We start from the raw sequence: 26,998 nt of genomic DNA, 5'->3' as shown, positions 1-26,998 counted from the left end.
ACCATCTACACTCACTTTACTGTTATTTATAAGCCCCTGTGCGTTCTGCAGAACGCCCCCAATCGATAACAGACCTGTCATTCAAACCCAGCGCGGAATCAGGATATCCTTGCTATGGATTTTTATTTTTCCCGTTTTGAACATCGCCGACCGCCTGAACCGCTCAGCACCCCGCGCTGGGTGAGAATGATTTGGCAGGTATTAGCTGTGGCCGCCCTGGTGCTTGGCGCTAATTATATTTACTGGCGCTGGACCGCCTCCTTAAACACGGACGCACTGTGGTATGCGATCCCTCTGGTGCTGGCGGAAACCCTGGCGTGGATTGGCACAGTTCTGTTCACCATTAATTTATGGCAGGAAAAAGATCCTCCGCCAGGGGTCCCCCCGACGGAGATCAACGACTGTCTGCGCGCGGATGAAGCGGTGGAGTCGAGGCCGATTAAAGTCGATCTGTTTATCGCCACCTACTCCGAAGACGTGGAGCTGGTCAGGCTATCGATTCGTGACGCCATGCGGATGACCTATCCTGGTCCGCTCGATTATAAGGTGCATGTCCTTGACGACGGGCGTCGCCCGGAGATGAAGGCGGTCTGCGAGCAGGAGGGGGCGAACTATATCACCCGTCAGAGCAATATCGGCTACAAGGCCGGTAACCTGCGCAACGGGCTGGAACATACCGATGGCGACTTTCTGATCATCTGTGATGCCGATACCCGCGTTTTCCCGACCCTGCTGAGCCACACGCTCGGCTATTTTCGCGATCCGGACGTCGCCTGGGTGCAGACCCCACAATGGTTTTTCGATCTCCCGGAGGGGGAGGATCTGGCGCGCTGGCTGCGGCGTAAAGCAGGCGGCGCAGGCTATGGCGTGGGCTGGCTGGCGCAGAAAATCGTCGGTCCGGTGACCATTGGTCGCGATCCTTTTTTCAACGATCCGCGCATGTTTTACGACGTGATTTTACGGCGCCGCAACTGGGCTAACGCCGCGTTCTGCTGTGGCGCCGCCTCCGTTCACCGACGGGAAGCGGTGATGCAGGCGGCGCTGCGCAGCTACGTCTGGAGCGTTGACGCCGAAATCGCGCGTCATACGCGGGATATTCGCGACCCGGCAACGCGGGAAGCGCTGCAGGACGCCATGCGCCCCCACGTTGCCTTCGATACTGAACTGACGCCCTATAAGTTCCACGTCTCGGAAGATATTTATACCTCAATCCTGCTACACGGCGACGCTGCCCGCCGCTGGCGCTCGGTAATGCACCCGCGGATCGAGTCGAAAATGCTCTCTCCGCAGGATATGCTGACGTGGATGATCCAGCGCTTTAAGTACGCCGCCGGATCGCTGGATATCCTGTTCCATGACAACATCTTCAACCGACGCCGCTTTAAACTCTCGCTGCCGCAAACGCTGATGTACGCGACCACCTTCTGGTCGTATCTGGCCTGCGTGTGGAACACCGTGTTCCTGATCTCGCCTGTTATCTATCTCTACACCGGCATTCCGCCGGTGTCGGCGTGGTCTACCCCTTTCTATCTGCACTTTTTACCCTTTTTTATTGTCTCCGAACTGGCCTTTATGTTCGGCACCTGGGGCATTTCTGCCTGGGACGGCCGGGCCTCTTACCTCTCCTTTTTCTCGATGAATCTGCGGGCGCTGGACACCGTTTTGCGCGGGGAGCAGATCAAATTTCACGTTACGCCGAAAGAGCGACAGACGGGCCGTTTTCTCTATCTCGTCAAGCCGCAAATTGCCATCGTTTTGCTCACCCTGACGGGGCTGATATGGGGCGGTATTCAGGTGGCGCGCGGTCAGGTTGACGACCCCTCCGGGTACGTCATCAACATTTTCTGGGGCGCGGTGAATATTGCCGCCATGCTGCCACTGATCTTCGCCGCCATGTGGACGCCCCCCGAAGAGCAGGAGGCGAGCCGATGAGGATCCGCGACGCCCTGCTATCCGCGCGCAGCTATCTCACTATCCTCATTGGCTTCCTGCTGGGTTTTGCGATTGTCGTGTGGGTGGAAAAACAAATGCCCGCGCGCGTCGAGAGCAGCGGCGGGATGACATTGAGCCAGGATTTTCCGCCGCTCCCTCCCCCGCGCGAGCTGACCTTTGACGAGGCGATCTGGGCGCGGGTGGCCTGGCAGTATTATGTCAACAATACCCAGCCAAACGGCCTGGCCAACGCGCACGATGGCGACCCCTGGCTCAGCCTGTGGAGCGTCGGCAGCTATCTTTTCGCCGTGGTCGCCGCAGAGCAGCTGCATATTGTGACCGCCGCCGAAGGTGATGAGCGCATTGCCGCCGCCCTGTTTACCCTCGGTCAACTGCCCCTCAACGCCCAGGGATTGCCCGCCGCTCAGTACCATGCCGACACGCTGCAGATCCTCGGCAACCCGGACTCCTCCGCCATCGGTATGGGACGCCTGCTCACCGCCCTGCAAACCCTGCTCTGGCGCTATCCTCAGCACGCCGCCGCGGTGCGGGATCTGTTTAATCAGTGGCGGGTCGGCGCGCTCATCAGCAACAGCCCCGCCAGCCAGGCCGCGGCGCCGCTGCACCACTGGGCGCTGGCGGCGGATGAACCGCGGGACAGCTTTGGCTACCGGCTGTACGCCAGCCATACGCTGCGGTTGATCGACAGCGCGGCGGGGCTGGCGGTGACCAACCCGCCGCAGGGGCAGCAGATGATCGATATCGACGGCATCATGGTGCCCGACGAGGGGCTGCGCACGCCCTGGGGTCGGCAGCCTTCGCTGATCAGCCTGCCGTACCTGCTCACCGGACTTGAGCTGGGCTTTGACGCGCAGAGTGCGGAGATCGCCTGGCGCATCATGCAAATCCAGCAGCGCCGTCATAGCCTGAGGGTCAGCAAGCCGCCGATCAGCACTGACTACGCCGAGCCCGCGCCGGATTATGCCAGCGCGCTGGCGGACCGGCAGCCGCAGAGCGCCTTCGCCCCACGCAGCGCCGCCCCGGAGCAAACGGCGATCACCTCCACCCGCACCGCCTTTGCCTGGTACGCCCTGTTCCGTAATAGCTGGAGCGAGGCGCTGCGCCAGCAGGTGCAGACGCTGCAGGTCCCGGGCAAGGGCTGGCAGCGAGGGTTAAATCTCAACCGCAGCGTCAACGACGTTATTGACGGCGATACCAACGCGATCGTGCTGGAAAGCCTGGCCTACATTTCCCGGGGGCAGATGCTGTGTCTGGCCTGCCTGAGCCCTGCCCCTCTACCCTCGTCCTCAGCAGGAGCAACGCCATGAAGCTGACCTATTTTTCCCGTTTTCCCCTGCTGGCCGGACTCATGGCGCTGTGGCTCTCGCTCTCCGGCGCGCAGGCCGCGACCGGTCTGCCGGCTGCGGAATACGCCCCGCGCAGCGGGGAGCTGACGCCGAGGGAGATGACTATCGCCAGAAACGCCTGGCAATACTTCGTCGCCAACTTTCAGCCCACCACCGGGCTGGTGAATGCGGTAAACAAATATCCCTCCACCACCATGTGGGACAGCGCCTCCTATCTGGCCGCGATGACCGCAGCCCGTGAGTTGGGGATTATTGATAAGGCGGAGTTTGACCGTCGGATGCTGAAGTTTCTCGCCACGTTGAATAAGCTCGATTTATTCCGTAACGAACTACCCAACAAAGCCTATAACACGATAAGCGGACAAAAGGTTAACTACCAGAACAAGCCGGGTGAAATCGGCTTTTCGGCGCTGGATATCGGCAGAATGCTGATCTGGCTGAAGGTGATCAAGGAGCGCTATCCGGAATACAGCAACAGCATCGATAATGTGGTGCTGGGGTGGGATTTTAGCCATGTGGTCGATCCCTGCGGCACGCTGTACGGGGCGTATCTGGAAAACGGCCAGCCCAAATACGTTCAGGAAGGCCGTCTGGGATACGAGGAGTACGGCGCGGCAGGCTTTCAGCTGTGGGGATTTAACACCTGTCAGGCCAGCCGGCCGCAGCCCTACGAGCTGGCGGAGATTTACTGCGTGCTGGTCCCCTATGATTCGCGCGACCCACGGCAAACCAGCCAGCATAACTATGTGGTCAGTGAATCCTACGTGCTGTATGGCATGGAGTTTGGCTTTGATAACCCTGGTGACCGGAACAACAGCCCGCGCGAGTACTCCCATCCCTGGATGAAAAACTTCGCTGACCGGGTCTACCAGGCCCAGGAGAATCGCTACGCCATCACCGGGCTCCTCACCGCCCGCTCCGAGCATCAGCTCGATAAATCCCCGTACTTTGTCTATGACACCGTGTTCAGCGACGGCTTTAACTGGAACACCATAACCGACAAGGGCCAGTTCGTACCGAATAGCGCCGCCGTGTCGCTCAAAGCGGCGATGGGGATGTGGGTGCTGTGGAACTCGCCCTATACCGATCGTCTGCTGGACGCCATTGAAAACGCGAACGAAGCGGGAAAAGGCTATTACGAGGGATTGTATGAGAACGGCGACGGGCCAATCAATGAGTTTACCGCCAACAACAACGGCATCATGCTGGAAGCACTGCTATTTAAAAAGGAGGGAAAACTGCTGCAGTTTTCCAGCGACAATCCGAAAAACCGCGATTTCGCCCCTTCGCTGTGGGACAAGAAGCTGGTGGATCTCTTTGAACCCAATAACGGCCCGCGCAATCGCCCGTTCCTGAGCAACACCCCCGCCGTCAAAACATGGTGCGAGCAGACCGGGACCACGCAGCGCACCAAACCCGCCTGCCAGGCCTGCCAGTGTGCCGCCTGCAAGGCTGACGAGCCCGTTAAACTTCCGCCGGTGACCGCGCAATGCTTAAAACCATAGCCCGCTGGCTGGCCATCGCCGTCGTCCTTTTTCTTATCGCCCTGGCGCTGTTTGGTCGCGAAGGCGCGGGGTGGCGCTGGCTGACCAAAGGCGGCTGGCACACCACTGCCCGCATCAGCAGCCTGACGCCGCAGGAGCGCACGTGGGCGCAGATCGCCTGGCGGTACGTCGAGAACAATACCCAGCCGCAAACCGGCCTGGTCAACGGCAGCGACAAACAGCCCCGCGCAACGCTATGGCAGATGGGCGACACCCTTATCGCCCTGCTCGCCGCCAGAGAGCTGGGGTTGGTAAAGGAAGCGGAATTCGACGCCCGCCTGACGCCCCTGCTCGGCACCCTCAATCGCCTGACGCTGACCGACGGCGGTTCGCCGGGCAGGCTATACTCCACTCAGACGGCGACCCCTGTCGACTTCAGCGGCAAACCGGCGGCCAGCGGCTGGTCAGCAAAAGATATGGCCCGACTGATGCTCGCCCTGCGGCTCACCGCCGAACGCGCGCCGCAGTATGGTGAATACATTGATAAAATTGTCCTGCGCTGGAACTTCTGTCCGGTTATCGATAAAGACGGGGAGCTGTGGTCCGCCTCACTGCAGAACGGTCAGCGGACGATCCGCGAGGAGCTCCGGCTGGGAGACAGTGAATACGCCGCCAGCGCGTTTCGCCTGTGGGGATTTCCGGCCGGCAAGGCCCTCTCTCCCCCGGCGCGCCATGTGATTATTTATCAGCGCCGCCTCGCCGTTGACGACCGCGACCCGCGAACCACCTGGCAACCCGTGGTGCTCTCTACTCTGCCCGCCATGCTGCCTGGACTGGAGTTCGGCTGGCAGCCGCCCGGCGTGCCGGAGATGGCGCAAAAAGCCATGCGCGAGCGGGCGGAAGGGATATGGCTCAGCCAGAAAACGCGCTGGACGCAGGATAAGGTGCTTACCGCCCGGGCCGATTTTTCGCTTACCCAGGCGCCCTGGCACGTGGAAGACACCGTCTGGGGGAATGGCTACGCCTGGAATACGCTCGGGGACGATGGGAAGTACTACCCCCGGCTGGCGCAGGTGACCACCAAAGCGGTCTTTGTCCTGTGGACGCTGTGGGAAACCGAGTATACCGATGCGCTGATGGCGGTCACTACCCATCTTAACGACCCGCAGCGCGGCTGGTTTGAAGGACGGGTCGAGGCCACCGGCGACGTCAACGCCACTCTCACCCTCTCCACCAACGCCATGGTGCTGGAGGCGCTGTTTTACAAACACAACGCCGGGCCGTTGTTCAAAAACGGCCTCGCGGATGACAACAGCTACTTTGCCCACCGCGCGACGGACGAATTTAACCCGCCCCGCCGCTGCCTGCCGGGCGAACGGGTCATGAGGAGCGCACCATGAAGTTTTATCGCGATCTCTTTGAAGCCAGCCTGAATCGCGTCGTACCAGAGCACGACAAACAGCGCTTCTTCCAGGCCTTTTACAGCACCTTTATCCATATGTCACCGGAAACCGAGCAGCACTTCTCCCAACGCTCCGGCGAGGAAGGCCAGCAGATGATCTTTAAGAGCTTTTTCGCCATGCTGGCGGTAAATGGCGACCTCTTTGTACCCGATTTTCTGGAACGGCTGGCGCGAGCGCAGAGCGAGGAAGGCCTGCGTCTACCGCCGCGGTTTTTTGCCCTCTGGCGGGAAGCGATGCTCAAAACCGTCCGCGCCTGCGATCCGCTGTGCGATGAGGAGATCCTCACCGCATGGGCAATGGCCATCGCCCCTGGGCTCGAGTATCTGCGCCGCCAGGCGGAGCTCCACTATCAAACTGTTGGCCAGTAATCATGCATGCCGCTAACCGTAACGACCTTAACCTCCTGCCCTCGGCGGTGATGATCTACGATGAGCGCGAACGACTGCAGGCCTGGAATGATAAGGTGGCGCTGTTTTATCCAACGATCGCGCCCTGGCTTGCCGTCGGCGCCTCTCTTGAGAGCCTGGCGGAAAAGTTTATCGATGCCGGATACAACATCGACCCAGGCCGGCAACAGACGCTGCGCGAGGCGATTATCCGCAACTGCCGCCAGACGAACCACTGCGAGGTCCGCCAGTCGGGCAACCGCCGGATTTACGTTCAGCATCAGCGGCTGGCGGATGGCGGGATTGTCAGCCTGCATACCGACATCACCGAGCTTGACGAGGCCCGGCGTTCGCGTCATCAACTGCATGATGACTTTTTATTCACCGCGGAGTCGATCCAGATCGGCATCTGGGACTGGCAGGTCTCCGGCGACAGCCTGCAGGTGAATGACACCCTGCTGGCGATGGTCGGCCAGTCGCGGGCGCAGTGGCGCTTTCCGCTGCGCTTTATGCTCAACCTGGTCCACGAGGACGATCGCGCCACTCTGCAGCAGGCGATGATCGCCTCGCAAAACGAGCACATGCCGGTTTTTGAATGTGAGCTTCGCGTCCAGCACCCGACGCAGGGCTGGCGCTGGATGCTGCTCTCGGGGCAGATCGTCACCCTCAACATGCAGCAGCAGGCAGAGCGGGTGATCGGCACCTTGCAGGATATTACCCGGCGCAAAGCCGCAGAGCTGCTGGCCATTGAGGCGGCGAAGGAGGCCCGTGAGGCGAACGAAGCGAAAAGCGCTTTCCTCGCCAATATGAGCCACGAAATCCGCACCCCGATGAACGGCATTCTCGGCATGACGCAGCTCTGCCTCGACACGCCGCTGACCGCGGAGCAGCGGGAGTACCTTTCGCTGGTGATGAGCTCAGCCCAGTCGCTGCTGCACATTATCAATGACATTCTTGATTTTTCACGCATTGAGTCGGGCAAGATGCAGGTGGACGTAGAGCCGCTGGAGATCCGCCCTTTTGTTCAGTCGCTGATCCGCCCGCATATGCCTGCCGCCAGCGAAAAGGGCATTGAGCTGCTGGTGGATATCTCCCCTGCGGTGCCTGAGGTGCTGATCGTCGATGGCCCCCGGCTGCGGCAAATCCTGACCAACCTGCTGGGTAATGCCCTGAAGTTCACTCATCAGGGGGAGGTCCTGCTGGCGATAGCGCCGGCCGAGGACGAAAACCACTGGTGCTTTCGCATTCGCGATACCGGCATCGGCATTGCCCCGGAGAAGCAAAAGGCGATCTTCGAGGCCTTCAGCCAGGCCGATAGCTCTACCACCCGTCGCTACGGCGGCACCGGACTGGGGTTAACCATTTCGGCCCGCCTGGTCAGCCTGATGGGCGGTGAGCTGACGGTGGAGAGCCAGCCTGGGGCAGGCAGCGAATTTGCCTTCACCCTGCCGCTGGAAGGCCTGAACGCCGCGGCCTCCGGTAGCGCCCCGCTGAGCCGCTTCAATCACCAGCGGGTGCTGGTGGTTGACGACAACAGCACCAACCTGCGCCTGCTTGACGCCATGCTTCGCCAGATGGGACTGATGCCAACCTGCGTGAACAACGCTGGCGAGGCGCTACGCCGGGCCGCCGAAGGCCCGCCATGGCAGCTGATCCTGCTGGACGCGCAGATGCCGGATATGGACGGCGTATCCCTGGCGCTGGAGCTCTCCGCTTTGCCTGAAGCCAGGCAAAGCCAGATTATTATGCTCAGCTCCATGAGCCGTCATTTTGACGCCAATATGCTTAAGCGCATCGGCATTGCCCACTATCTGCATAAACCGGTGGCACAGCGCGAACTGCATCAGGTTATCGCCGGCATTCTGGTGCCCACGCCGGTGGTGACGACAACGCCTGCCCCCGTTGCGCAACCGGTCAGGGACCAGACCGGACTAAATATCCTGCTCGCCGAGGACAACCTGGTAAACCAGAAGGTCGCCAGACGGCTGCTGGAGCAGTTGGGTCACCGCTGCGAGGTGGTGAACAATGGTCGGGAAGCGCTGGAGCGCTGGCGCGCAGCCTGCTGGGATCTTCTGCTGATCGATCTGCAAATGCCGGAGATGGACGGTGAAACCGCCATCCGCCTGCTGCGGGAAGAGACCCAGGCGCAGGGCAGACAACATCAGCCCACGATTGCCATGACCGCCCACGCTATGCAGGGCGATAGAGAACGCTGTCTGGCGATGGGTTTTGACGGCTATATCGCCAAGCCGGTGAGCCAGGAGGCGCTACGGGAAGCCATCGCCCGCGTCGGCGCGGCGGAAGATAGCGCGCCGGTGGAAGAGGAAGGCCTGCCGGACGAAGCCCGCCTGCTGAAACAGTGCGCCGACGATCCTGAGCTTGTCGAGGAGTTGCTGGGACTCTTCGCTGCAGGACTTAATGCTGCGGCCGTCGCCCTCAACCACGCCATTGACGCCAATGACCGGGAGACATGGCGCCGCGCCGCCCACAAACTGCGCGGCGAGGCGGCCACCCTAGGTTTTCAACGCCTTGCCAGTGTGCTCCAGCGGCTGGAGAGCCAGGCGGCCTCGCCAGACCAAAGCGTGCCGGGCGACCTGCGCGACGCGCTGACCGAGGCGATCGCGGGCTGCCACCTGTGGCTGCGCCGCAGAACGCAGGAGGTTCCCCGTGATCGCTAGACGTCTTCTGCTGCTGGTCATTTGCCTGCCGCTGGCGCACGCCGGTTCTGCGCCGGTGACCTGGTCACTGGCCGGACAATGGCGGGTGCATGACGCCAACGACAGCGCCTTCGACGGCGCGCAGGCTTCGGATGGCGACTGGCGCACGCTGCGAGTACCGGCAAACTGGTACAGCGCGGGATACGATCATCAGGGCGCCCTGTGGTATCGCCATCAGTTTACCCTGCATGGCCTGTCGCCGGACGCCATGGCTACCCTGGTGTTTGACGGCGTCGATTACTTTGCCGAGGTGGCGCTCAACGGCAAGACGCTGACCCGACACGAGGGCTATTTTCAGCGCTTCCCGGTGGACATCAGCGGGGCCATACGCCGCCATAATCAGCTCGCCGTGCGGGTCGATAGCCCCTATGAAGACCCGCAAAAGATCTGGCCGCTGCACAAAACGCTGATGAAAGGGATCCTGAATCAGCACGACACCCGCCCGGGCGGCGCCTGGTCGGTTCAGGGGCAGGATGCCAACTCCGGGGGGATCTGGGCGCCGGTGAGGCTCCATCTGAGCCGCGGCGTCACCATCGACGAGGTGATCCTGCGCCCGGACTGGCAACAGGGGCTGGAGCAGCCCATGCTGCGTGCCGAAATCCGCTATCGGGCTGTGACGCCCGGCCCCGTCACGCTACGTCTGACGGCTACCCCGGACAATTTTTCCGGCCCACGTTTTCACCAGGCCTTCGCGGTCACTCTGGAGAAAACCGCAGGCGTCCTGCACGTCTCGCTGCCCATGCCGTCCGCGAAGCTCTGATGGCCCGTGGGCGCAGGCAAGCCGAACCTCTACCGGGTGCGCGCCACCCTAACGGATGACCGGGGGATGATGGATACCGCCGTCACCCGCACCGGATTACGTAAGGTGGAAGCGCTGGCGGACAATCAGGGCTGGCGCATCAACGACAGACGGCTGTTCATTAAGGGCAGCAACTATATTGGCTCCCCATGGCTAAGCACCATGACGCGGAAAAAGTATCTCCGGGATTTCAGACTGGTCACGGCGATGAACGCCAACGCCATCCGCGTTCATGGCCACGTGGCGGGCCGCGCGCTGTATGAGGTGGCCGATGAGATGGGACTCATGATTTGGCAGGATGTCCCGCTGCAGTGGGGTTATGATGATAGCGCCGCCTTCGCCGATAACGCCGTGCGCCAGACCCGGGCGATGATGGACCAGTTCGGCAATTCACCGGCGATTATTGTCTGGGGCGGTCACAACGAGCCGCCGTGGAACTCGCCGTGGATGGAGAAACGCTTCCCCGACTGGCGTAAAACCTTAAACCAGACCCTGACGCAGCGGGTGGGCGATGCGCTGGCGGAAGACACCTCCCGCATCGTGCATCGCTTTTCCGCTGTCGAAGAGCACTACTGGGCAGGGTGGTATTTCGGCACCCTGCGCGACCTGCTCGCCCCGGCGAAAACCGGGATTATTACCGAGTTTGGCGCCCAGGCGCTGCCCCGCCTCTCCACCCTGAAGACCATTATCCCGGCCCGTCTGCTGTGGCCGAAAACCACCGCCGCCGACGATCCCGGCTGGGTGCGATGGAAGTACCATAATTTTCAGCCTTTCCAGACCTTTAAATTCGCCGGGATTCCGCGAGGCAACAATATTCAGGAGATGATTGAAAACACCCAGGCGTATCAGGCCAGGCTGGTGGCCCTGGCGGCGGAGAGCTATCGTCGCCAGCGTTATCAGCCGGTGACCGCCCTGTTCCAGTTTATGTTTGTCGAGACATGGCCCTCCATCAACTGGGGGGTGGTGGATTATCTGCGCCAGCCAAAGGCGGGTTACTATGCCCTGCAGCGCGCCTATCAGCCGATCCTGCCGTCCATCGAGCCGGTGACCGCCAGCTGGCGTCAGGGTAGCCCGGCGACGGTGCGCCTGTGGGCGATTAACGATACCTGGACAGCCTGCGAGGATTGTCGCCTGACCTGGCAGGTCAGGCAAAATGGTCGGATACTGACTCAGGGGGAAACCACGCGGACCCTGCCGCCCGACGCCGGCCAGATGGTCAGGGAGCTGACCGTCACCCCCGCCGGCCAGCAGCCCGTGACGATCGTCTACCGCATCGACAACCGTCGCGGCAAACGCATGGGGGCTAACCAACATAGCGAACCCGTCGCCGCGGCTCAGGCAGCGAAATGAAGGAGGCTTCCCGCTGAGCCGCGATCAGTCGTGGATTTTCACCCCCAGACAACCGCGAACGAATTCAGGGTTAAAGTGTTTTACCGCTTCGCCGACATAGCCTAAATCCAGAGCGCTGATTTGCGCCATTTCGCGCACGGTGAGCGAGAAATCCCAGATGGCAAAGTTCTCTTCAATACGCTCCTGGCGGGTGGATTTTGGAATGACCGTGACGCCACGCTGCACGTTCCAGCGCAGGATAACCTGCGCAATGGTTTTATGATGGGCATCGGCAATCTCCTGCAGCGTTGCCTCTTCATACGGGTTATGTCTGCCGCCGCCTAACGGCGCCCAGGCTTCCGGCTGAACGTGATAGTGCTTCATGGTTTCCAGCGCCGCGGGCTGAGCGAAATAAGGATGCAGTTCGACCTGGTTCACCATCGGCTTAATTCTGACGGTTTCGCAGAAGTTCGCTAACACATGGGCGTAGAAATTGGACACGCCAATCGCTTTCAGGATACCGGCCTCATAAGCCTCCTCCAGCGCGCGCCAGGCGCTGAAATAATCGCCCATCGCCTGATGCAACAGATAAAGATCGAAGTATTCCAGCCCGGATTTTTTTAAGGACGCGGCGATACCGGCTTTCGCCATCCCGGCGTTGGCCATGTCCTGAACCCACAGTTTGGAGGTGATAAATAGCGCCTCGCGGGTACACAGACCTTCGGCGATGGCTTCGCGAACGGCCTCCCCCACCGCATCTTCATTATCGTAGACGGCAGCGGTATCGATAAGGCGATAGCCGGCACGAATAGCGTTCAGCACCGCCCGCTTACACTCTGCTTTATCGGTCACCTTAAAAACGCCAAAACCCAGCATCGGCATTTTACGGTTGTTACTTAATACACAATATTCCACGGTGCAGTCTCAGTTTGTTAAAAATTTCATGATAGACCAGAAACATCGCCGCGATTACCCCGTCATTTGTGATTTGACTTATGCATCCAGCTCATTAATCGCAGTGCGCTGATATCTCCTGTGTTTGACAGAAAGCAGGAAGCTCCCCCCTGCCGCGCCCAAAAGTAACAGACCGCTCAGAGCAAAAGTGCTGCGCCATCCCAGACTATCAAACACCAGGCCTCCTGCCGTTGACCCGAGGGCAATCGATAGTTGGATCACGGCGACCATCAGACCACCGCCCGCCTCCGCATCCTCGGGCAGCGTCCGCGCAATCCATGTCCACCAGCCGGTGGGCGCTGCCGTCGCCAGCAGGCCCCAAAAGCTTAACAGTACGGCGACTGAACCTGTGTGGTGCCCGGCCAGCAGAAGCGTTCCGGCAATCGCGGCCATTAACAAAGGGATAGCCACCAGTGTCGGATAAAACCGGGCGTTCAGAACGGTCGTAATAAGCAGCGTGCCGACAAAACCGGCGGCGCCAATCGCCAGTAATATCAGGGAGAGGCCAGAAGGCTTGACTCGAGTCACTATCTCCAGAAACGGTCGCACATAGGTAAATAAGGTAAACTGCCCCATAAAGAACAGCCCGCAGGCCAACAATCCAAGGGATACCGTCGAGCGACGGAACAGACGCAGCACGGTTCCCTGTCGCTGTCGTGCGCGCTGACTTTTCATCGATGGCAGGCTAACGCATTGCCAGATGAAGGCTACCATCGCCAGCGGGACGAGACATAAAAAGGCGCCGCGCCAGCCGACGGTGGCCCCCAGGTAGCTGCCCAGCGGGGCCGCGACGACCGTGGCCAATGCGTTACCACCGTTAAAAATGGCCAGCGCGCGGGGAACCTGGCGTTGCGGCACCAGCCGAATGGCCGTTGCTGCCGACAATGACCAGAATCCGCCGATGACGATCCCGATGAGCGCCCTGCCCAGCATATAAACCGGAAAACTGGACGCCTGGGCAATCATCAATCCTGAGGCCGCCATCAGCGCCGTGAGCCCCAGCAGCAGCCATTTACGGTCCAGCGACCCGGTAAGAGGGGAAATCGTCAGGCTGGTCAGTACCGCCAGCGCGCCAGAAAGCGCGATCCCCTGGCCTGCTAATCCCTCGGTAATGTGTAAATCACCCGCGATGGGTGTCAACAGACTGACCGGCATAAACTCTGAGGCAATGAGCACAAATACGCAGAGCGTCATCGCCAGGACGCCGCTCCAGTATGCGCGGGTGTTATGTAATCCAGACATTATTTATCTCCGACAAAACAAAGCCGCCAGCAGGCGGCTTTGGGGATGTCTCCGGCACAGGAGAGCGATTACAGGTTGGTTTCGAAAAACTGCGCGAACGTAGCAAAGGGAATTTTGCCCGCGGCGTTGTCATAGAGGTCGACATGGTTTGCCCCAGGGACAATCACCAGCGCTTTCTCTTTGCTGCCGATCGCCTTGAAAGCATCTTCGGCAAAATAGCGTGAATGGGCTTGTTCGCCGGTCACAATAAGCGTCGGAATAGTCACCTCGCTGGCGTAACTCAGCAGCGGCATATTCATAAACGACAGCGGCATCGTCGCATTCCATGCCCCGGTTGAATTAACCGAACGCGCATGGAAACCTCGCGGCATACGGTAATAATCGAAGAACTCTTTCAGCACCGGGTTGGGGTTGGCGGGCAAGGTTTCCGGCAAAATACGAGCGGCAGCGCTGACGTTGCCTTTATCATCAACATATATGTCATGCCCACCTGGGGCGAAAGTGCCGTTTGCCGCATCCTTCCAGCGCTGCGCGTTCAAGTACTGCAGTACCGCTCGGCGGTCGGCTGTCGTGTAGCGGTCTTTGCCATCGCCTACCCCATGACCCATCGCGCGGCTCATGTCATACATGACGCTGGTCGCCACCGCTTTGACGCGTGTATCCATCGCCGCGTCGTTTAGGGCCATACCACCCCAGCCGCAAATGCCGAGCAAACCGATACGGTTGCGATCCACCTCTTTTTGCAGGCCCAGAAAGTCCACCGCGGCACTGAAATCCTCGGTATTGATATCCGGTGAGGCCACGTTGCGTGGGTAGCCACCGCTTTCGCCCGTATAGGATGGGTCAAACGCCAGGGTGACAAACCCCTGTTCGGCCAGCGTCTGGGCATACAGGCCGCTGGACTGCTCTTTTACCGCGCCGAAGGGACCGCTCACAGCAATAGCTGCCAGTTTGCGTTCACCGCGATCCTTCGGCAGGTAGAGATCTCCAACTAAGGTAATCCCGTAGCGGTTCTGAAAGGTCACCTTACGGTGATCCACTTTTGCGCTCTCCGGGAATGTTTTATCCCATTGTTCAATCAATGAAACAGGTGCGTTCGGGTTAGTTGTATCAGCATAACTCATCGTTGTGGCTCCACTTAATAAGGCGCAAAGCAGCATGGCGGGTATCGTGGCTGTCATTTTTTTGCTGAAAACCGTCATTAAATCCCCCTAAATAAACGTGTGAAAACCAGTCTCCAGAGGACAACGCTGCTGGGCTTTGTTGTCATGCGCTTATTGTAGCTAGCAATAAAAGTGCTTATTAGAGGCTAAAAAATGCTAAGATTAATACCATTTAGTTCTAAATAGCGCGATTGTTACGAGGCGGAAGATGGCGAAACGGGAAAACTATAATGACCTCTACCTGTTTATGCAGGTGGTACGGGAAGGCAGTTTTACCGCCGCAGCGCAACGACTGGGTCTGGCGCAGTCCGGGATCAGCCGTGCGGTTCGCGAACTCGAAGAGCGGCTGGGCGTTCAGCTTCTGGTGCGCACCACCCGCCGGTTGTCGCTCACTCAGGCGGGTGAGCAGCTCTATCACAATGTCGAATCCGGTTTCGACGCCTTAGATATGGGACTCGCCACGCTGGCCCATTATCGGCAAACACCGTCCGGTACGGTTCGCATCAATGCCAGCCAGCACGCTATTGATAAAGTTCTGCTGCCTAAGCTGGCGATATTTAAACAACGCTATCCCGATATCCGCCTGGAACTGATCACCGAAAGCCGGTTCGTCGATATTATTGCGGAGCGTTTCGATGCGGGCGTGCGTCTGGGCCCGGAAGTGGGGAGTGGCATGATTGCGGTACGTATTTCGCCCGATATGGAGATGGCGGTTGTCGGAACCCCGGAGCATTTTCGTCGCTACGGCTTTCCGCAAACCCCTGCCGATTTAACCGGTCATCCCTGCATCGCCTATCAGTTCGGCGACGGCAGCCTGTACGCCTGGGAACTTAACGTGGAAGGCAAAAAAATTACCCACCCGCCTCAGGGACAGTGGGCTTTCGCCGATAGCTATATGGAAGCCAAAGCGGCCAGGCTCGGTCTGGGGCTGGCCTATGTCCCGGAAGAACTGATTACCGACGATCTAGCGCAGGGCACGCTTATCCGGGTGCTCCAGCGCTATAGCCAGCGTCTGGAAGGTTCATTTCTCTATTACCCGCACCGCAATGTATCGCCCGCGCTGAGAGCGGTCATTGATACATTGCGAATGTAGTAGAGGATGCCTGGATCGTGTTTAGAACTGTGGCAAAATGTACCTCTATCCGCACTAAATCAAGACTCAATATTCGCAGCCTTACGTGAGTCAGCCTCCCTGTGGAACCGGCTTTTTTAATATATCGTTAGCATTTTCAATGGGAAAACGGATATATCCTTCTTTTTTTTCACATTTTACAACTTCCACATTAATTTTATTTCCTCTAATATAGATAACACGGTAACTATCAGATGTTTCAGCGAGATACCTCGCATCCTTCCCTAACTCTGGAATCGTCCAGTACTTATTATTGCATTGAAAAGAGCTCCTGGTATCATAAGAATAAACCTTTTTCGTCACAGCATTAAATAACCAACCTGCGCTACCCAAATAAGAAATATAACTAATGCTAAAAAAAACGCAAGATAAACATAATATCGAATAATGGATCATCGAAGGCACTTTAATTTTTCTTATCCGGAATAAATCTGTTGTACCTTCTAAAATCATCCCCCCCACGTGGGAAGTAATCAAAAAAAATGGAATGGCAAACAGAATCGAGAATGACCAACTAATATAAGGAACTTTAGCGATATCAACATCAAAAAACTCTTTAACAAAACCATTTGCAATCATCTTAGAAAAAAACAATATAATCGAGAACACAATAAAAAGGATTTTATTTATTATTTTGACTATCTTTTCTTTTACTCTTGACATACACAGAAAATAATAATTAACAAACAAGAAAGTAAAATAGCCTGTTGAAATGGCTAAGAGAGTAAGACCATAATTCAAATCACTCCCTGAAAATACTATTGAGCCTGATACAAAAAAAACCAGGATTAGTACCATCGAGTCTGTAATAATTCTTTTTAGCTTACCTCTTCGTCCGGGAAAGACACCTTTTATTTTCTTTTTCTCACTAGTTGCAAAGGTCGGAACAGAGTAGAAATTTATAATATATGTAGAAATTAATAACATACCAGTAAATGTTATGATGATGAATAGATCAGTTTCCGGATGCTTCCTGGCATAGATCAAACTAAACAGGATGGCCAGCAATAGATTAAAACCAATCACTAATAGCATAGGTATTGAGCGAAGTATATTTGCCATCATTAATTTCCTTCTTTAACAAATAATATTGCAGACAGTTATAACAGAAATAGTTTCCCCTCGTCTATTCTATGGTGCTACCGAACATACCGGACATATGAAATCAATGTACATTGTTAGTAATTCAGGATTACAGAAAACTGGTATTTTCACTTAAGTCGTTCTTCGGTGCGACCAGTTACTAAACATTTAATATGCAAAGGACAGCTTTTTTATATATTTCGAACATGGAATATTATTTAGTTCTGATTCATCATTATAGGAAGTGACGATATTAATTTTTAAGATCTGGCAAAGCTTAAAGCACCAAATTCTCAATTGGCTGATTTACTTATTAATAAATAACTGGCGCCGCAAGCCGCGCCAGTTCTGGGTTTATACGTGGTTACGTGGCGTAATCAGGAAACCAGTACCGATTAGTGCTTCACAATGTACATGGTACGGCTATAGGCCACATCTTCCGGGTTGGTGATCGGGTAGCCTTTCAGCCACGGCTTAATCAGCCGACCGTTGGTGTACTGGTAGATCGGCGCAATCGGCGCTTTGACCATAATGATCTTCTCCGCCGCGTTGTAATCGTCGTTACGCGCTTTGGCTGAATTTTCCACCGCCGCCTGCGCGAGGATTTTATCGTATGCCGGATCGTTAAAGCGGGAGATATTTCCGCTGTGGGTGGAAGTCAGCAGCGACAGGAAGGTGGACGGCTCGTTGTAATCCCCTACCCACGAGGCGCGGATCACATCGAAATTGCCGGTGTTGCGGCTGTCGATATAGGTTTTCCACTCCTGATTCTGCAGCTTCACTTCCACGCCGAGGTTCTTCTTCCACATCGACGCCACTGCGATGGCAATTTTCTGATGGTTCTCAGAGGTGTTATACAGCAGCGTCAGCTTTAGCGGGCGATTCGGGCCATAGCCGGCGGCGGCCAGCAGGGCTTTCGCCTGGGCGTTAAGCTCGGCCTGACTCATACTCTCAAACTGCGACGGCTGCGGCGTGAAGCCCGCCGTTACGTCCGGTGTGAAACGCCAGGCCGGTTTTTCCCCGGTCCCTAGCACTTTCTCCGCCATCACCCGGCGATCGATGGTCATACTCAGCGCCAGTCGCACCCGCTCGTCCGCTGTCGGCCCTTTTTGGGTATTAAAGGCGTAATAGTAGGTGCCCAGCTGCGGCGGGGTATACACCTGTCCAGGAATATCCTTCAGCAGCTTCTGGTACATATTTTTCGGGAAAGATTCGGTGATATCGATATCGCCGGCCAGATAGCGCTTGGTGGCGGCGGACTCCTGGTTGATCGGCACAAAGGTGACCTGCTGGATCACCGTTTTGGCGTTATCCCAGTAGTGGTTGTTCGGCACCAGCACCAGCTTTTCATTCACGACGCGATCTTTCAGAACATAGGCGCCGTTGCCCACCAGGCTGCCGGGCCGCGTCCAGTTCGCGCCGCTGTCGACATTGGCTTTTTGCACCGGATAGAAGGCAAAGCTGGCGGTCAGGTTGCTGAACCATGGCAGCGGCTTATCCAGCTGCACCCGCAGGGTGTGGGCGTCGACGGCGGTGACCCCCAGGGTCTCCGGCGCGGCTTTGCCGTCGATGATGTTCTGCGCGTTGGCGATCCCCGCCAGCGCCGCGAACCAGGCGAACGGCGAAGTGGTTTTCGGATCCACCAGACGCCGCCAGCTATAGACGAAATCCTCGGCGGTGACCGGCGTACCGTCGGACCAGCGGGCGTTATCGCGCAGGGTAAAGGTCCAGACGCGGTTATCATTGCTCTGCCAGCGGGTCGCCACCCCCGGCACCAGGTTGCCTTTCGCATCCTGATTGACTAAACCTTCAAACAGATCGCGGATCACCTGGATTTCCGGCAGGCCCACCGCTTTGGCGGGATCTAACGAGGCGGGTTCATCTTTGATATGGCGCACCAACTGCTGTTTTTCCGCCAGTACCGTGCCCGGCGGTACGTCCGCCGCCCAGGCCAGAGAAGATACGCTGGCTAACCACAGCGCGCCGCATGTCAAAGCGACAGGATACTTCATAAGATCCCCTTTAAAATGAGAAAAAACACCGCCAACAGAGCGATAATTATTTGTTTCATCACCTGAAATTGCAAACAACATATGATAGAAAATTGATGTGCCGTCGGATTTCACGCCTCGGGAATGGGTTTGATTCCAACACGCTTTTCGCCAACACTGAATAATAACGACACACAGGAAGCTCTATGTCTATTTCACGTCCTCGCCCGCAGCGCGGCGACTTTCCGCCGGGAACCCGGCAGTACGGCAGCTCGGAACTGGGCGCGCCGCTGCTGTGGTTTCCTGCGCCGATGGCCGACAGCCGCAGCGGCCTGATTATTGCCGGCACCCACGGCGATGAGAATTCGTCGATTGTGACCCTCTCCTGCGCCCTGCGCACCCTGAAGCCGGAGCTGCGCCGCCACCACGTGGTCCTGACGGTCAATCCTGACGGCTGTCAGCTCGGGCTACGCGCTAACGCCCGCGGCGTGGACCTCAACCGTAACTTTCCGGCCGCTAACTGGAGACAAGGGGAAACGGTGTACCGCTGGAACAGCGCGGCGGCGGAACGAGACGTGGTGCTGTTGACCGGCGAGCAGCCTGGTTCGGAGCGGGAGACCCAGGCCCTGTGTCAGTTGATCCATCAGAACCATCCGGCGTGGGTGGTCTCCTTTCACGATCCGCTGGCCTGCATCGAAGACCCGGGACACAGCCCGCTGGGACACTGGCTGGCGGACGCCTTCTCCCTGCCGCTGGTGGGCAGCGTGGGCTACGACACCCCAGGTTCCTTTGGCAGCTGGTGCGCCGATATCGGGCTCCCCTGCATCACCGCCGAGTTTCCGCCGGTCTCCGCCGACGAGGCAACGGAGCGTTACCTGCCGGCGATGACCGACCTGCTGCGCTGGCAGGCTTAAACTTAAAGATGAAGCACGCCGGTGCTGAACCGCAGCGCCGGCTCAACGTCCACCGCCAGCCATGTCGGGCCGTCGAGGTCGGCGAAGCGCGCCAGCGGCGCCAGGGGGAGCGCGGCGGCGATCCCGCGCGAGGTGCAGAGCATACAGCCCAGCATCCGTTCAAAGCCCTGCCGTTCCGCCTCCCCGGCCAGGGCCAGCGCTTCGGTCAGGCCGCCGGTTTTGTCCAGTTTGATATTGATCATCTCATAGCGCCCGCGCAGCCTCGGCAGGCTCTCCCGGGTATGGCAGCTCTCGTCGGCGCAAATCGGTAACGGATGAACGAAGTTTTCCAGCGCCGCATCGGCGTCGGCGGGGAGCGGCTGCTCAAGCATCGCCACGCCGAGGTCCGCCAGCAGCTGGCAGCGCGCCGCCAGCCCCTCGCTGTGCCAGGATTCATTGGCATCGACAATCAACGTGGCCTGCGGCGCCGCCTGGCGAATAGCGATTAACCGCTCGCTGATAAGCCGGTCGTCGAGCTTCACCTTCAACAGTTGAGCACCCTTCTGCCACAGCGCCGCGGCGCTGGCCGCCATCTGATCCGCCGTGCCAATGACCACCGTCTGGGCGGTGATCACCCGCTCGGGCAACGTCACTCCCAGCAGTTGGGGCAAGGTTTTGCCTTCGCGCCGCGCCTGCAGATCCCACAGGGCGCAGTCAATGGCATTGCGCGCGGCGCCTGCGGGCAGCAGCCGCTGCAGCTGTTCGCGGGTAAGTCCCGCCTCCAGCTGCTCGCCGATAGCCATCACCTGGGCCATGACCGACGCGATGCTTTCGCCATAGCGTGGATAAGGCGTGCATTCGCCCACGCCTTTCACACCGTCCTCTTCCAGTTCCACCACCACCACTTTTGCTTCGCTGCGGCTGCCGCGGGCGATCACAAAGGGGGTGTGGAGCGGCCAGGCTTCCTCATACACTCGCACGTTACGCATTCCCTTGTCCTCTCTGGTCAATGTTAAATAGGGTTTGCCGTGTAGCTGGCGGATGTCATACACTACTCGCGACGTTAACTATATGTAAACAGGAAGATAACCATGTCACAAACCGTGCATTTCCAAGGCAACCCCGTTTCTGTTCAGGGCACCATTCCGCAGGCAGGCGCTAAAGCGCAGCCGTTTACGCTGGTCGCCAAAGATCTCTCTGACGTCGCGCTGAGCCAGTACGCCGGCAAACGTAAAGTACTGAATATTTTCCCGAGCATTGATACCGGCGTGTGCGCCGCATCAGTGCGTAAATTCAACCAGCTGGCCGCTGAACTGGACAACACCGTGGTGCTGTGCATTTCCGCTGACCTGCCGTTCGCCCAGTCTCGCTTCTGCGGCGCCGAAGGCCTGAGCAACGTGGTGACCCTTTCCACGCTGCGCGGCGCATCGTTCCTCGCTGACTACGGCGTCGCTATCTCTGCCGGTCCGCTGGCTGGCCTGGCCGCTCGCGCCGTGGTCGTTATCGATGAAAACGATCAGGTCGTCTACAGCCAGCTGGTGAACGAAATCACCGAAGAGCCAGACTACGACGCCGCGCTGGCCGCCCTGAAAGCCTGATAACAGACTGCCCTGGCGCATCGCGCCTGCGGACATTCGCTTTGCTCAGCCCCCGCTCTGCGGGGGCTTTTTATTGCCGCGGCGCATAGCGGGAAATCGTCCGCGCCATCGCCGGACCGGTCAGCAAAATGGTAAACAGCCGCAGCGTCTGCAGCGCCATGATGAACGACATATCCGCCCGGGTACCAGCGGCGATAATCGCCACGGTGTCCAGCCCGCCGGGGCTGGTGGCCAGATAGGCGGTCATAAAGTCCATCGGCAAAATATGAGTCAGGGCAAGGGCCATCAGGGCGCACATCAGGATCAGCCCGAGGATGGAGGCGATAATCTGCGGCAGCGTCTTCAGGGCCAGTAGAAAAACCGCTTTGTTAAACTGCAGGCCCACCGTCCAGCCCAGCACCGCGTAGGCCATCGCCAGCAACCACTCCGGCAGCTCCAGCATCACCCAGCCGCCGCCCTGGACCAGCGCGCCGAACAGCATCGGCAGCAGCATGGCTCCGGAAGGGATACGCAGCCGGACGCCCAGCCAACAGGCCGCCGCCGTCAGCAACAGCGTGATAGGAAAATTGAGGGTCAACGGCGCAAACCAGACGATGGCCTGGCTCATTGCCTGCGCCTCGTTGCCCAGGGCATAGCGCACCACCAGCGCCGCCGCGCCGACGACAAACAGCACCCGTAGATACTGCATCAGCGCCACCAGCCGCACATCTGCCCCGTACTCCTGGGCCATCACTACCATTGCCGACGCCCCGCCGGGAGAGCTTCCCCAGGCGCCGGTGGCGCCCGGCAGCGCGCTATAGCGAACCAACAGCCAGCCGGTGAGACCACTGATCGCCAGGGTGGTCAACAGGATCGCCAGCACCAGCGCCCAGTTAGCGAACAGTACGCCAAAAACAGAGGGATTAATCGCCCTGGCGATCATGCAGCCAACAATGGCCTGCGCCGCCAGATAACAGGGGCGAGGTATGCTCAGCTTCACCCCGCGCAGGCTCAAAATGAGACCGGCGATCAGCGGCCCCAGCAGCAGCGCTGCCGGCAGGTGTATTCGTAACAGCAGCGAGGAAAAGAGAACAGAGAGCAGCAGCAATATCAGCCAGTGCCCGATCGCGCGACGCGACGCCAAGATGCACCACCCCGGAAAAAGGATTAAAAAACCAGTATATACAGGTTTGGCCCGCTTTGCAGGCCGGGATGCCGGCGACGTGAGTCGCCGGCCTGGCGGGATTATTCGTCGCCCTTTTTCTGACTCAGGCCATATTCACGCAGCTTATTAGCGATGGCGGTATGCGACACCCCCAGCCGCTTCGCCAGCTTACGGGTGCTGGGGTAGCTGCGATAGAGCTGGGTTAGCACCGAGCGCTCAAAACGGCGGGTAATGTCGTCCAGCGACCCTTCCATGGCCTCCTCGCCCACCGGCAGCGAGGCGACGTCGTGGTCCGGCAGCAGAATGTCCTGCGGACGCAGTTCGAATCCTTCCAGCTGGGTTAGCGCACGATAGACAGCATTCTTCAGCTGACGAACGTTGCCGGGCCAGCTGTATCGGGTAAGCACCGTACTCAGGTCGGCGGAGAGCTTCGGCCGCGGGATCCCCTGCTCATCAGCAAAGCGGGCAACAAACAGCTCCGTCAGCGGCATAATGTCCTGCGGGCAGTCGCGCAGCGGCGGCAGATACAGGGTCAGGACGTTGAGGCGATAGTAGAGATCTTCGCGGAACAGCCCTTTCTGCACCAGCTCGACCAGGTTTTTCTGCGTCGCGCAGATCACCCGCACATCGACGTGTACTTCATGATCCTCGCCGACGCGGCGGAAGGTGCCGTCGTTGAGAAAGCGCAGCAGCTTGGTCTGCATTCGCGGCGACATCTCGCCAATTTCATCCAGCAGCACCGAACCGCCATTGGCCTGCTCGAAGAAGCCTTTTTTGCCCTGCAGGGCGTCGCCGAACAGTTCGCTCTCGACCGCGTCCTCGGGAATGGAGCCACAGTTAAGCGCCAGATAGGGTTTGCCCGCCCGCGGGCTGGCCAGATGGCAGGCATGCGCCAGCAGATCTTTGCCGGTGCCCGTATCGCCGACAATCAACAGCGGCGCGCTGAGCATCGCCAGCTTGCGCGCTTGCTCCACCACGTGGCGCATTTTCGGCCCCACCGCGAGGATCTGACTGAAGGCGCTGGTGTCCTGGCTGGTCATGGTCTGCAGCTGCCGTCCCATGCGCACGGTTGAGCGCAGCATCGCCACGGCGCCGGTCAGCACTCGCTCGTTATGCTCCCCTTCCAGATAGACCGGGGTCACTTCCAGCAGGTAATTCTGCCCGTTCACCACCACATGCTCCGCATGCGTCTCCTGCGGGCTACTTTCCAGCCAGCGCTGGACGTTGAAATCGGCGATCAGCTGGGCCACCGGATGGTTGCGCAACTTCGCCTGGCTTTGGCCAAACAGCAGGCAGCTGGCGGGGTTGGCCAGTTCGACCCTGCCTTTGGTATCCAGCGACAGCACCGGCTCCGGCATCGCCACCAGCAGCGCGCTGAGCGCAAGATGTTCACGCTCAGATGGCATCCACGGCACGGTGCGCACGTCTGTCACGCCGGCGATACGGCGGATCTCCGCCATCAGGCTGCTGAAGGTGGCAAACTCCAGTTCGGCAAAATTGAGGTAGATACGGCCAATAGGGTCAATATCGATACCACGCAGATCAATGCCGCGCAGCACCAGCAAATCGAGCAATTCACGAGTCAGACCGAGGCGGTCTTCACAAAAGACTTCAAGACGCATGGGAGTGTTCACCCTAAAAGTGCCAATGACCGGAGAATAATAGGCCAGGAATGGACTTTCGGGAAGCTAACTGTCAACAATTATTGACAGCATGGCGGAAAAATGGGCGTTGCGCCGTAAAGTCAGGCGGTCAGTGGTGAAATTGACGCCAGGGCGAGCCGGGATTCAACATAACCTCAAGGCCGGGCAAGGCGAAGCCGCCGCCCGGCAATGTCTCTGAGCGGAGGTTACTTCTCCGGACTGGTTTTGCTTTTCTGCAGGGTCTCTTTCAGCTGGCCAATCAGCTCGCGACGAAAATCGCCGAGCCGCGGTTTATCATCGGCGAGCCACGGCAGTGGGCGGCACAGCTCCATCGCCTTGATCCCGAGGCGGGCGGTGAGCAGGCCGGCGCCGATGCCCTGCGCAGCGCGCGCCGACAACCGGGCCGCCAGATCCTGCGACATCCAGTCCATGCCCACCTCGCGCACCAGTTCGCTGGCGCCGGCGAAAGCGATATTCAGCAGCACCAGGCGAAACAGGCGCAGGCGGCTGTAATACCCGAGCTCAATGCCGTACAGGGTGGCAATCCGGTTGATCAACCGCAGATTGCGCCAGGCGATAAACGCCATATCCACCAGCGCCAGCGGGCTGACGGCGATCATCAGCGTCGACTCCGCCGCCGAACGGCTGATTTCCCGCCGCGCCTGAGCATCAAGCACCGGCTGCACCAGTTGGGCATAGAGGCTGACCACTTCCCGGTCGCTTTGCGTTTCGTGGATGGCGGCATACCAGCGCTGCAGCGCCGGATGCGACTGATCCAGCCCGGCCTGCTGCGCCAGCTTCTCACAAAAGGCTTTCCCTTTACCGACCGCGTGACTGTGCAGCATATCGCGGGCTTCATCGCGTTCGTGGGCGCGCTGGCGCAGTCGCCACAGGCGGCGCCACTCGGTGGCCACCGATCCGACGCCGGCGCCGACGATCAGTGCCCCGGCGACGCAGCCGCCCAGCGCAATCCAGTCCTGGGTCTGCCAGGCGTTGGCGGTCCACTGCACCCCTTGCGCCACGACGCTGACGCCGAAGATCGCCAGGCCAGCGCTGACCATCCGCCGCCACAGACTGCGTTTCGGCCGCAGCACTGACTCCACCACCGCCTCTGCCGCCCCCTCTTCCTCTTCGCCGGTCACCAGACGCGCCGGCGCGAAGTTATCGGCTTCCAGTCGGTCGAAGGCGCGAGCGCTTTTCAGCGGCGGCGTTTTTTCCGCCTGCAGCGGGCCATCAAAATCAATCCGCGGTTTTAACGGTTCGCTCATCGCAGTTTATCTCCAATCAAAAATTCCAGCGCCGCGTCGAGGCGAATGTGCGGCAAGGGCCGATCGACATCCATGACCTGCGGACGAAAGTTTTCAAACTGAAAGCCCTGCTGCTGCCAGAAGGCCTGGCCCGGCAGGCGCGCCGGCACCTCGCCGGGATAGATGGTCAACGGCTGGCCGTCGCTCAGCCGATTGCCGCGCAGGGCGGGAATTTTCTCGCCGTTCAGCTCAATCAGCCCACTCTGGGTCGCCTGAATGGACGCCAGCCCCAGGCAATCCATACTGATCCCCTCGAAGGCGGCATTCTGCCATGCATCCTGGATCAACTGCTGCAGGAGCGACACCATATTGCTGTGCTGATCCACCGTGACGTGGTCGGCTTTGGTGGCGGCGAACAGCAGCTTGTCGATGACCGGCGAAAACAGCCGGCGAAATAAGGTGCGCTGCCCGTAATGGAAACTTTGCATCAGCTGGGTCAGCGCCAGGCGCATATCGTTAAACGCCTGCGGCCCGCTGTTGAGCGGCTGCAGGCAGTCCACCAGCACAATCTGCCGGTCGAAGCGCAGGAAGTGCTCTTTGTAGAACCCCTTCACTACCTTTTCGCAGTAGTACTTATAGCGTTCGCGCAGCATGCCGGCGTTGCTGTGTTTATCAGCTTGCGCCAGCTTGGCTTCGCCGACGGCGTCGACGTCTGGCCATGGGAAGAACTGTAGCGCCGGCGCGCCGGCCATTTCGCCGGGCAGGACAAAGCGCCCGGGCTGGATAAAGTGCAACCCTTCGCGCTTACAGGCGTGCAGATAGTCCGTCCAGGCGGCGGCGATGTCGGCCAGACGGGCCTCGTCGGCAGGAGCCAGCGGATCCAGCCCGGCGCAGAGCTGCCGCCAGCGGGCCGACCACTCTGCACGCTGTCCCTGCAGGAGTCCGGTCATCTGCCGCGACCAGCTCAGATAATCCTGCGCCAGCATCGGTAAATCGAGCAGCCACTCCCCCGGATAGTCGACAATCTCCAGATACAGCGTGGAGGTGTCTTTAAAGTGGCGCAGCAGGGAGTCATTGGAACGGTAGCGCAGCGCGAGACGGATCTCGCTCACGCCGCGCGTCGGGGTTGGCCACATGGGCGGCTGGCCGTACAGCTGGGCCAGCCCTTCATCGTAGGTGAATCGCGGAATGCCGAAGTCCCGCTGCGGCACGCGCTTGACCCCAAGCAGTCGCTCTTCGCGCGCGGCGCTCAGCAGCGGCAGGCGGGCGCCGGTGTGAATATTTAGCAGTTGGTTGACCAGCGCGGTGATAAACGCCGTTTTGCCGCTGCGGCTCAGGCCGGTCACCGCCAGGCGTAAATGCCGGTCAACCCCGCGGTTGACCAGCGCATTCAGTTCAGTTTTCAGTCGCTTCATCGCCAGTCCGTTATGC

At 59.2% G+C, this 26,998-nt stretch carries 19 protein-coding genes and 2 pseudogenes; 10 read left to right on the top strand and 11 right to left on the bottom strand.

Annotated elements, in window-relative coordinates:
* Positions 1-114: 114 nt before the first annotated feature.
* From ABLV64_RS08980 to ABLV64_RS08950, 7 genes and pseudogenes are all read left to right on the top strand, one after another.
* Positions 115-1,932: a cellulose synthase catalytic subunit gene (locus ABLV64_RS08980; RefSeq protein ID WP_049002891.1), complete on the top strand. Its 1,818-nt coding sequence runs from the start codon at positions 115-117 to the stop codon at positions 1,930-1,932.
* Positions 1,929-3,260, top strand: coding sequence for a DUF3131 domain-containing protein (locus tag ABLV64_RS08975; RefSeq protein WP_100050784.1), 1,332 nt, complete (start codon positions 1,929-1,931; stop codon positions 3,258-3,260). The genes ABLV64_RS08980 and ABLV64_RS08975 overlap by 4 nt, the downstream gene beginning before the upstream one ends.
* Positions 3,257-4,804, top strand: coding sequence for a DUF3131 domain-containing protein (locus ABLV64_RS08970; RefSeq protein ID WP_085846213.1), 1,548 nt, complete (start codon positions 3,257-3,259; stop codon positions 4,802-4,804). The genes ABLV64_RS08975 and ABLV64_RS08970 overlap by 4 nt, the downstream gene beginning before the upstream one ends.
* On the top strand, positions 4,789-6,183 hold the full coding sequence (locus tag ABLV64_RS08965; protein WP_064150206.1) for a DUF3131 domain-containing protein: 1,395 nt from the start codon (positions 4,789-4,791) through the stop codon (positions 6,181-6,183). The genes ABLV64_RS08970 and ABLV64_RS08965 overlap by 16 nt, the downstream gene beginning before the upstream one ends.
* Positions 6,180-6,614 (top strand): globin, encoded by a 435-nt coding sequence (locus tag ABLV64_RS08960; RefSeq protein ID WP_004179506.1) that lies wholly within the window; start codon positions 6,180-6,182, stop codon positions 6,612-6,614. The genes ABLV64_RS08965 and ABLV64_RS08960 overlap by 4 nt, the downstream gene beginning before the upstream one ends.
* 2 nt (positions 6,615-6,616) lie before the next feature.
* Positions 6,617-9,310, top strand: a complete 2,694-nt coding sequence (locus ABLV64_RS08955; RefSeq protein ID WP_154982122.1) for a response regulator — start codon at positions 6,617-6,619, stop codon at positions 9,308-9,310.
* A pseudogene (locus tag ABLV64_RS08950) lies at positions 9,300-11,498 on the top strand (glycoside hydrolase family 2). Before ABLV64_RS08955 ends, ABLV64_RS08950 begins: the two are co-directional and overlap by 11 nt.
* Before the next feature lie 24 nt (positions 11,499-11,522).
* On the opposite strand, the gene ABLV64_RS08945 reads toward ABLV64_RS08950, so the two are convergent.
* The 3 genes from ABLV64_RS08945 to ABLV64_RS08935 form a co-directional block, all read right to left on the bottom strand.
* Positions 11,523-12,392, bottom strand: a complete 870-nt coding sequence (locus ABLV64_RS08945; protein WP_023318057.1) for an aldo/keto reductase — start codon at positions 12,390-12,392, stop codon at positions 11,523-11,525.
* A gap of 78 nt (positions 12,393-12,470) precedes the next feature.
* Positions 12,471-13,673, bottom strand: a complete 1,203-nt coding sequence (locus tag ABLV64_RS08940) for an MFS transporter (protein ID WP_348843366.1) — start codon at positions 13,671-13,673, stop codon at positions 12,471-12,473.
* 68 nt (positions 13,674-13,741) lie between these two features.
* Positions 13,742-14,875, bottom strand: coding sequence for an alpha/beta hydrolase (locus tag ABLV64_RS08935; RefSeq protein ID WP_043521183.1), 1,134 nt, complete (start codon positions 14,873-14,875; stop codon positions 13,742-13,744).
* Positions 14,876-15,044: 169 nt separating this feature from the next.
* Between ABLV64_RS08935 and ABLV64_RS08930 the strand changes: the two genes are divergently transcribed.
* Positions 15,045-15,929, top strand: coding sequence for a LysR family transcriptional regulator (locus ABLV64_RS08930; RefSeq protein ID WP_064150217.1), 885 nt, complete (start codon positions 15,045-15,047; stop codon positions 15,927-15,929).
* Between the two features lie 90 nt (positions 15,930-16,019).
* Here the strand turns inward: ABLV64_RS08930 and ABLV64_RS08925 are convergent, their stop codons facing one another.
* The 3 genes and pseudogenes from ABLV64_RS08925 to ABLV64_RS08915 form a co-directional block, all read right to left on the bottom strand.
* Positions 16,020-17,033: a hypothetical protein gene (locus ABLV64_RS08925; RefSeq protein ID WP_099441550.1), complete on the bottom strand. Its 1,014-nt coding sequence runs from the start codon at positions 17,031-17,033 to the stop codon at positions 16,020-16,022.
* 413 nt (positions 17,034-17,446) lie between these two features.
* Positions 17,447-19,063, bottom strand: coding sequence for a peptide ABC transporter substrate-binding protein (locus tag ABLV64_RS08920; protein WP_064183129.1), 1,617 nt, complete (start codon positions 19,061-19,063; stop codon positions 17,447-17,449).
* Positions 19,064-19,084: 21 nt separating this feature from the next.
* Positions 19,085-19,177: pseudogene (locus tag ABLV64_RS08915) on the bottom strand (hypothetical protein); the annotation flags it as partial.
* A 71-nt stretch (positions 19,178-19,248) separates the two neighbouring features.
* Here ABLV64_RS08915 and mpaA point away from each other — a divergent pair.
* The gene (gene mpaA, locus ABLV64_RS08910; protein ID WP_065877782.1) at positions 19,249-19,956 is read left to right on the top strand and encodes a murein tripeptide amidase MpaA; all 708 of its coding nucleotides are present in this window, start codon (positions 19,249-19,251) and stop codon (positions 19,954-19,956) included.
* Between the two features lie 2 nt (positions 19,957-19,958).
* On the opposite strand, the gene ycjG is transcribed toward mpaA, so the two are convergent.
* Positions 19,959-20,924, bottom strand: a complete 966-nt coding sequence (ycjG, locus tag ABLV64_RS08905) for an L-Ala-D/L-Glu epimerase (protein WP_043521190.1) — start codon at positions 20,922-20,924, stop codon at positions 19,959-19,961.
* Positions 20,925-21,026: 102 nt separating this feature from the next.
* Here ycjG and tpx point away from each other — a divergent pair, with 102 nt between their 5' ends.
* Positions 21,027-21,533 carry a thiol peroxidase gene (tpx, locus tag ABLV64_RS08900; RefSeq protein WP_004203917.1) on the top strand — a complete coding sequence of 169 codons (507 nt, stop codon included), beginning with the start codon at positions 21,027-21,029 and terminating at the stop codon, positions 21,531-21,533.
* Between the two features lie 70 nt (positions 21,534-21,603).
* Here tpx and ABLV64_RS08895 read toward each other — a convergent pair whose 3' ends face one another.
* From ABLV64_RS08895 to ABLV64_RS08880, 4 genes are all read right to left on the bottom strand, one after another.
* A complete protein-coding gene (locus tag ABLV64_RS08895) occupies positions 21,604-22,656 on the bottom strand; it encodes an AbrB family transcriptional regulator (protein ID WP_064183105.1) in 1,053 nt (350 codons plus the stop codon).
* 101 nt (positions 22,657-22,757) lie between these two features.
* On the bottom strand, positions 22,758-24,299 hold the full coding sequence (tyrR, locus tag ABLV64_RS08890; RefSeq protein ID WP_004203915.1) for a transcriptional regulator TyrR: 1,542 nt from the start codon (positions 24,297-24,299) through the stop codon (positions 22,758-22,760).
* A 227-nt stretch (positions 24,300-24,526) separates the two neighbouring features.
* Complete coding sequence (locus ABLV64_RS08885) at positions 24,527-25,588, bottom strand: YcjF family protein (RefSeq protein WP_017900790.1); 1,062 nt, start codon at positions 25,586-25,588, stop codon at positions 24,527-24,529.
* Positions 25,585-26,982: a YcjX family protein gene (locus ABLV64_RS08880; protein WP_017900791.1), complete on the bottom strand. Its 1,398-nt coding sequence runs from the start codon at positions 26,980-26,982 to the stop codon at positions 25,585-25,587. The genes ABLV64_RS08885 and ABLV64_RS08880 overlap by 4 nt, the downstream gene beginning before the upstream one ends.
* Between the last annotated feature and the right edge of the window lie 16 nt (positions 26,983-26,998).

Source organism: Klebsiella sp. JB_Kp031 (assembly GCF_040064295.1).
GTDB lineage: Bacteria > Pseudomonadota > Gammaproteobacteria > Enterobacterales > Enterobacteriaceae > Klebsiella > Klebsiella quasipneumoniae.
This window is presented reverse-complemented; position numbering and strand designations above follow the sequence as displayed.

Coding starts and splice junctions, on each gene's coding strand:
- ABLV64_RS08955 (WP_154982122.1), top strand. CDS start 6,617: ATGCATGCCGCTAACCGTAACGACCTTAACCTCCTGCCCTCGGCGGTG.
- ABLV64_RS08960 (WP_004179506.1), top strand. CDS start 6,180: ATGAAGTTTTATCGCGATCTCTTTGAAGCCAGCCTGAATCGCGTCGTA.
- ABLV64_RS08980 (WP_049002891.1), top strand. CDS start 115: ATGGATTTTTATTTTTCCCGTTTTGAACATCGCCGACCGCCTGAACCG.
- tpx (WP_004203917.1), top strand. CDS start 21,027: ATGTCACAAACCGTGCATTTCCAAGGCAACCCCGTTTCTGTTCAGGGC.
- ABLV64_RS08920 (WP_064183129.1), bottom strand. CDS start 19,063: ATGAAGTATCCTGTCGCTTTGACATGCGGCGCGCTGTGGTTAGCCAGC.
- tyrR (WP_004203915.1), bottom strand. CDS start 24,299: ATGCGTCTTGAAGTCTTTTGTGAAGACCGCCTCGGTCTGACTCGTGAA.
- ABLV64_RS08885 (WP_017900790.1), bottom strand. CDS start 25,588: ATGAGCGAACCGTTAAAACCGCGGATTGATTTTGATGGCCCGCTGCAG.
- ABLV64_RS08940 (WP_348843366.1), bottom strand. CDS start 13,673: ATGTCTGGATTACATAACACCCGCGCATACTGGAGCGGCGTCCTGGCG.
- ABLV64_RS08880 (WP_017900791.1), bottom strand. CDS start 26,982: ATGAAGCGACTGAAAACTGAACTGAATGCGCTGGTCAACCGCGGGGTT.
- ABLV64_RS08925 (WP_099441550.1), bottom strand. CDS start 17,033: ATGATGGCAAATATACTTCGCTCAATACCTATGCTATTAGTGATTGGT.
- ABLV64_RS08965 (WP_064150206.1), top strand. CDS start 4,789: ATGCTTAAAACCATAGCCCGCTGGCTGGCCATCGCCGTCGTCCTTTTT.
- ycjG (WP_043521190.1), bottom strand. CDS start 20,924: ATGCGTAACGTGCGAGTGTATGAGGAAGCCTGGCCGCTCCACACCCCC.
- ABLV64_RS08975 (WP_100050784.1), top strand. CDS start 1,929: ATGAGGATCCGCGACGCCCTGCTATCCGCGCGCAGCTATCTCACTATC.
- ABLV64_RS08970 (WP_085846213.1), top strand. CDS start 3,257: ATGAAGCTGACCTATTTTTCCCGTTTTCCCCTGCTGGCCGGACTCATG.
- mpaA (WP_065877782.1), top strand. CDS start 19,249: ATGTCTATTTCACGTCCTCGCCCGCAGCGCGGCGACTTTCCGCCGGGA.
- ABLV64_RS08930 (WP_064150217.1), top strand. CDS start 15,045: ATGGCGAAACGGGAAAACTATAATGACCTCTACCTGTTTATGCAGGTG.
- ABLV64_RS08935 (WP_043521183.1), bottom strand. CDS start 14,875: ATGACGGTTTTCAGCAAAAAAATGACAGCCACGATACCCGCCATGCTG.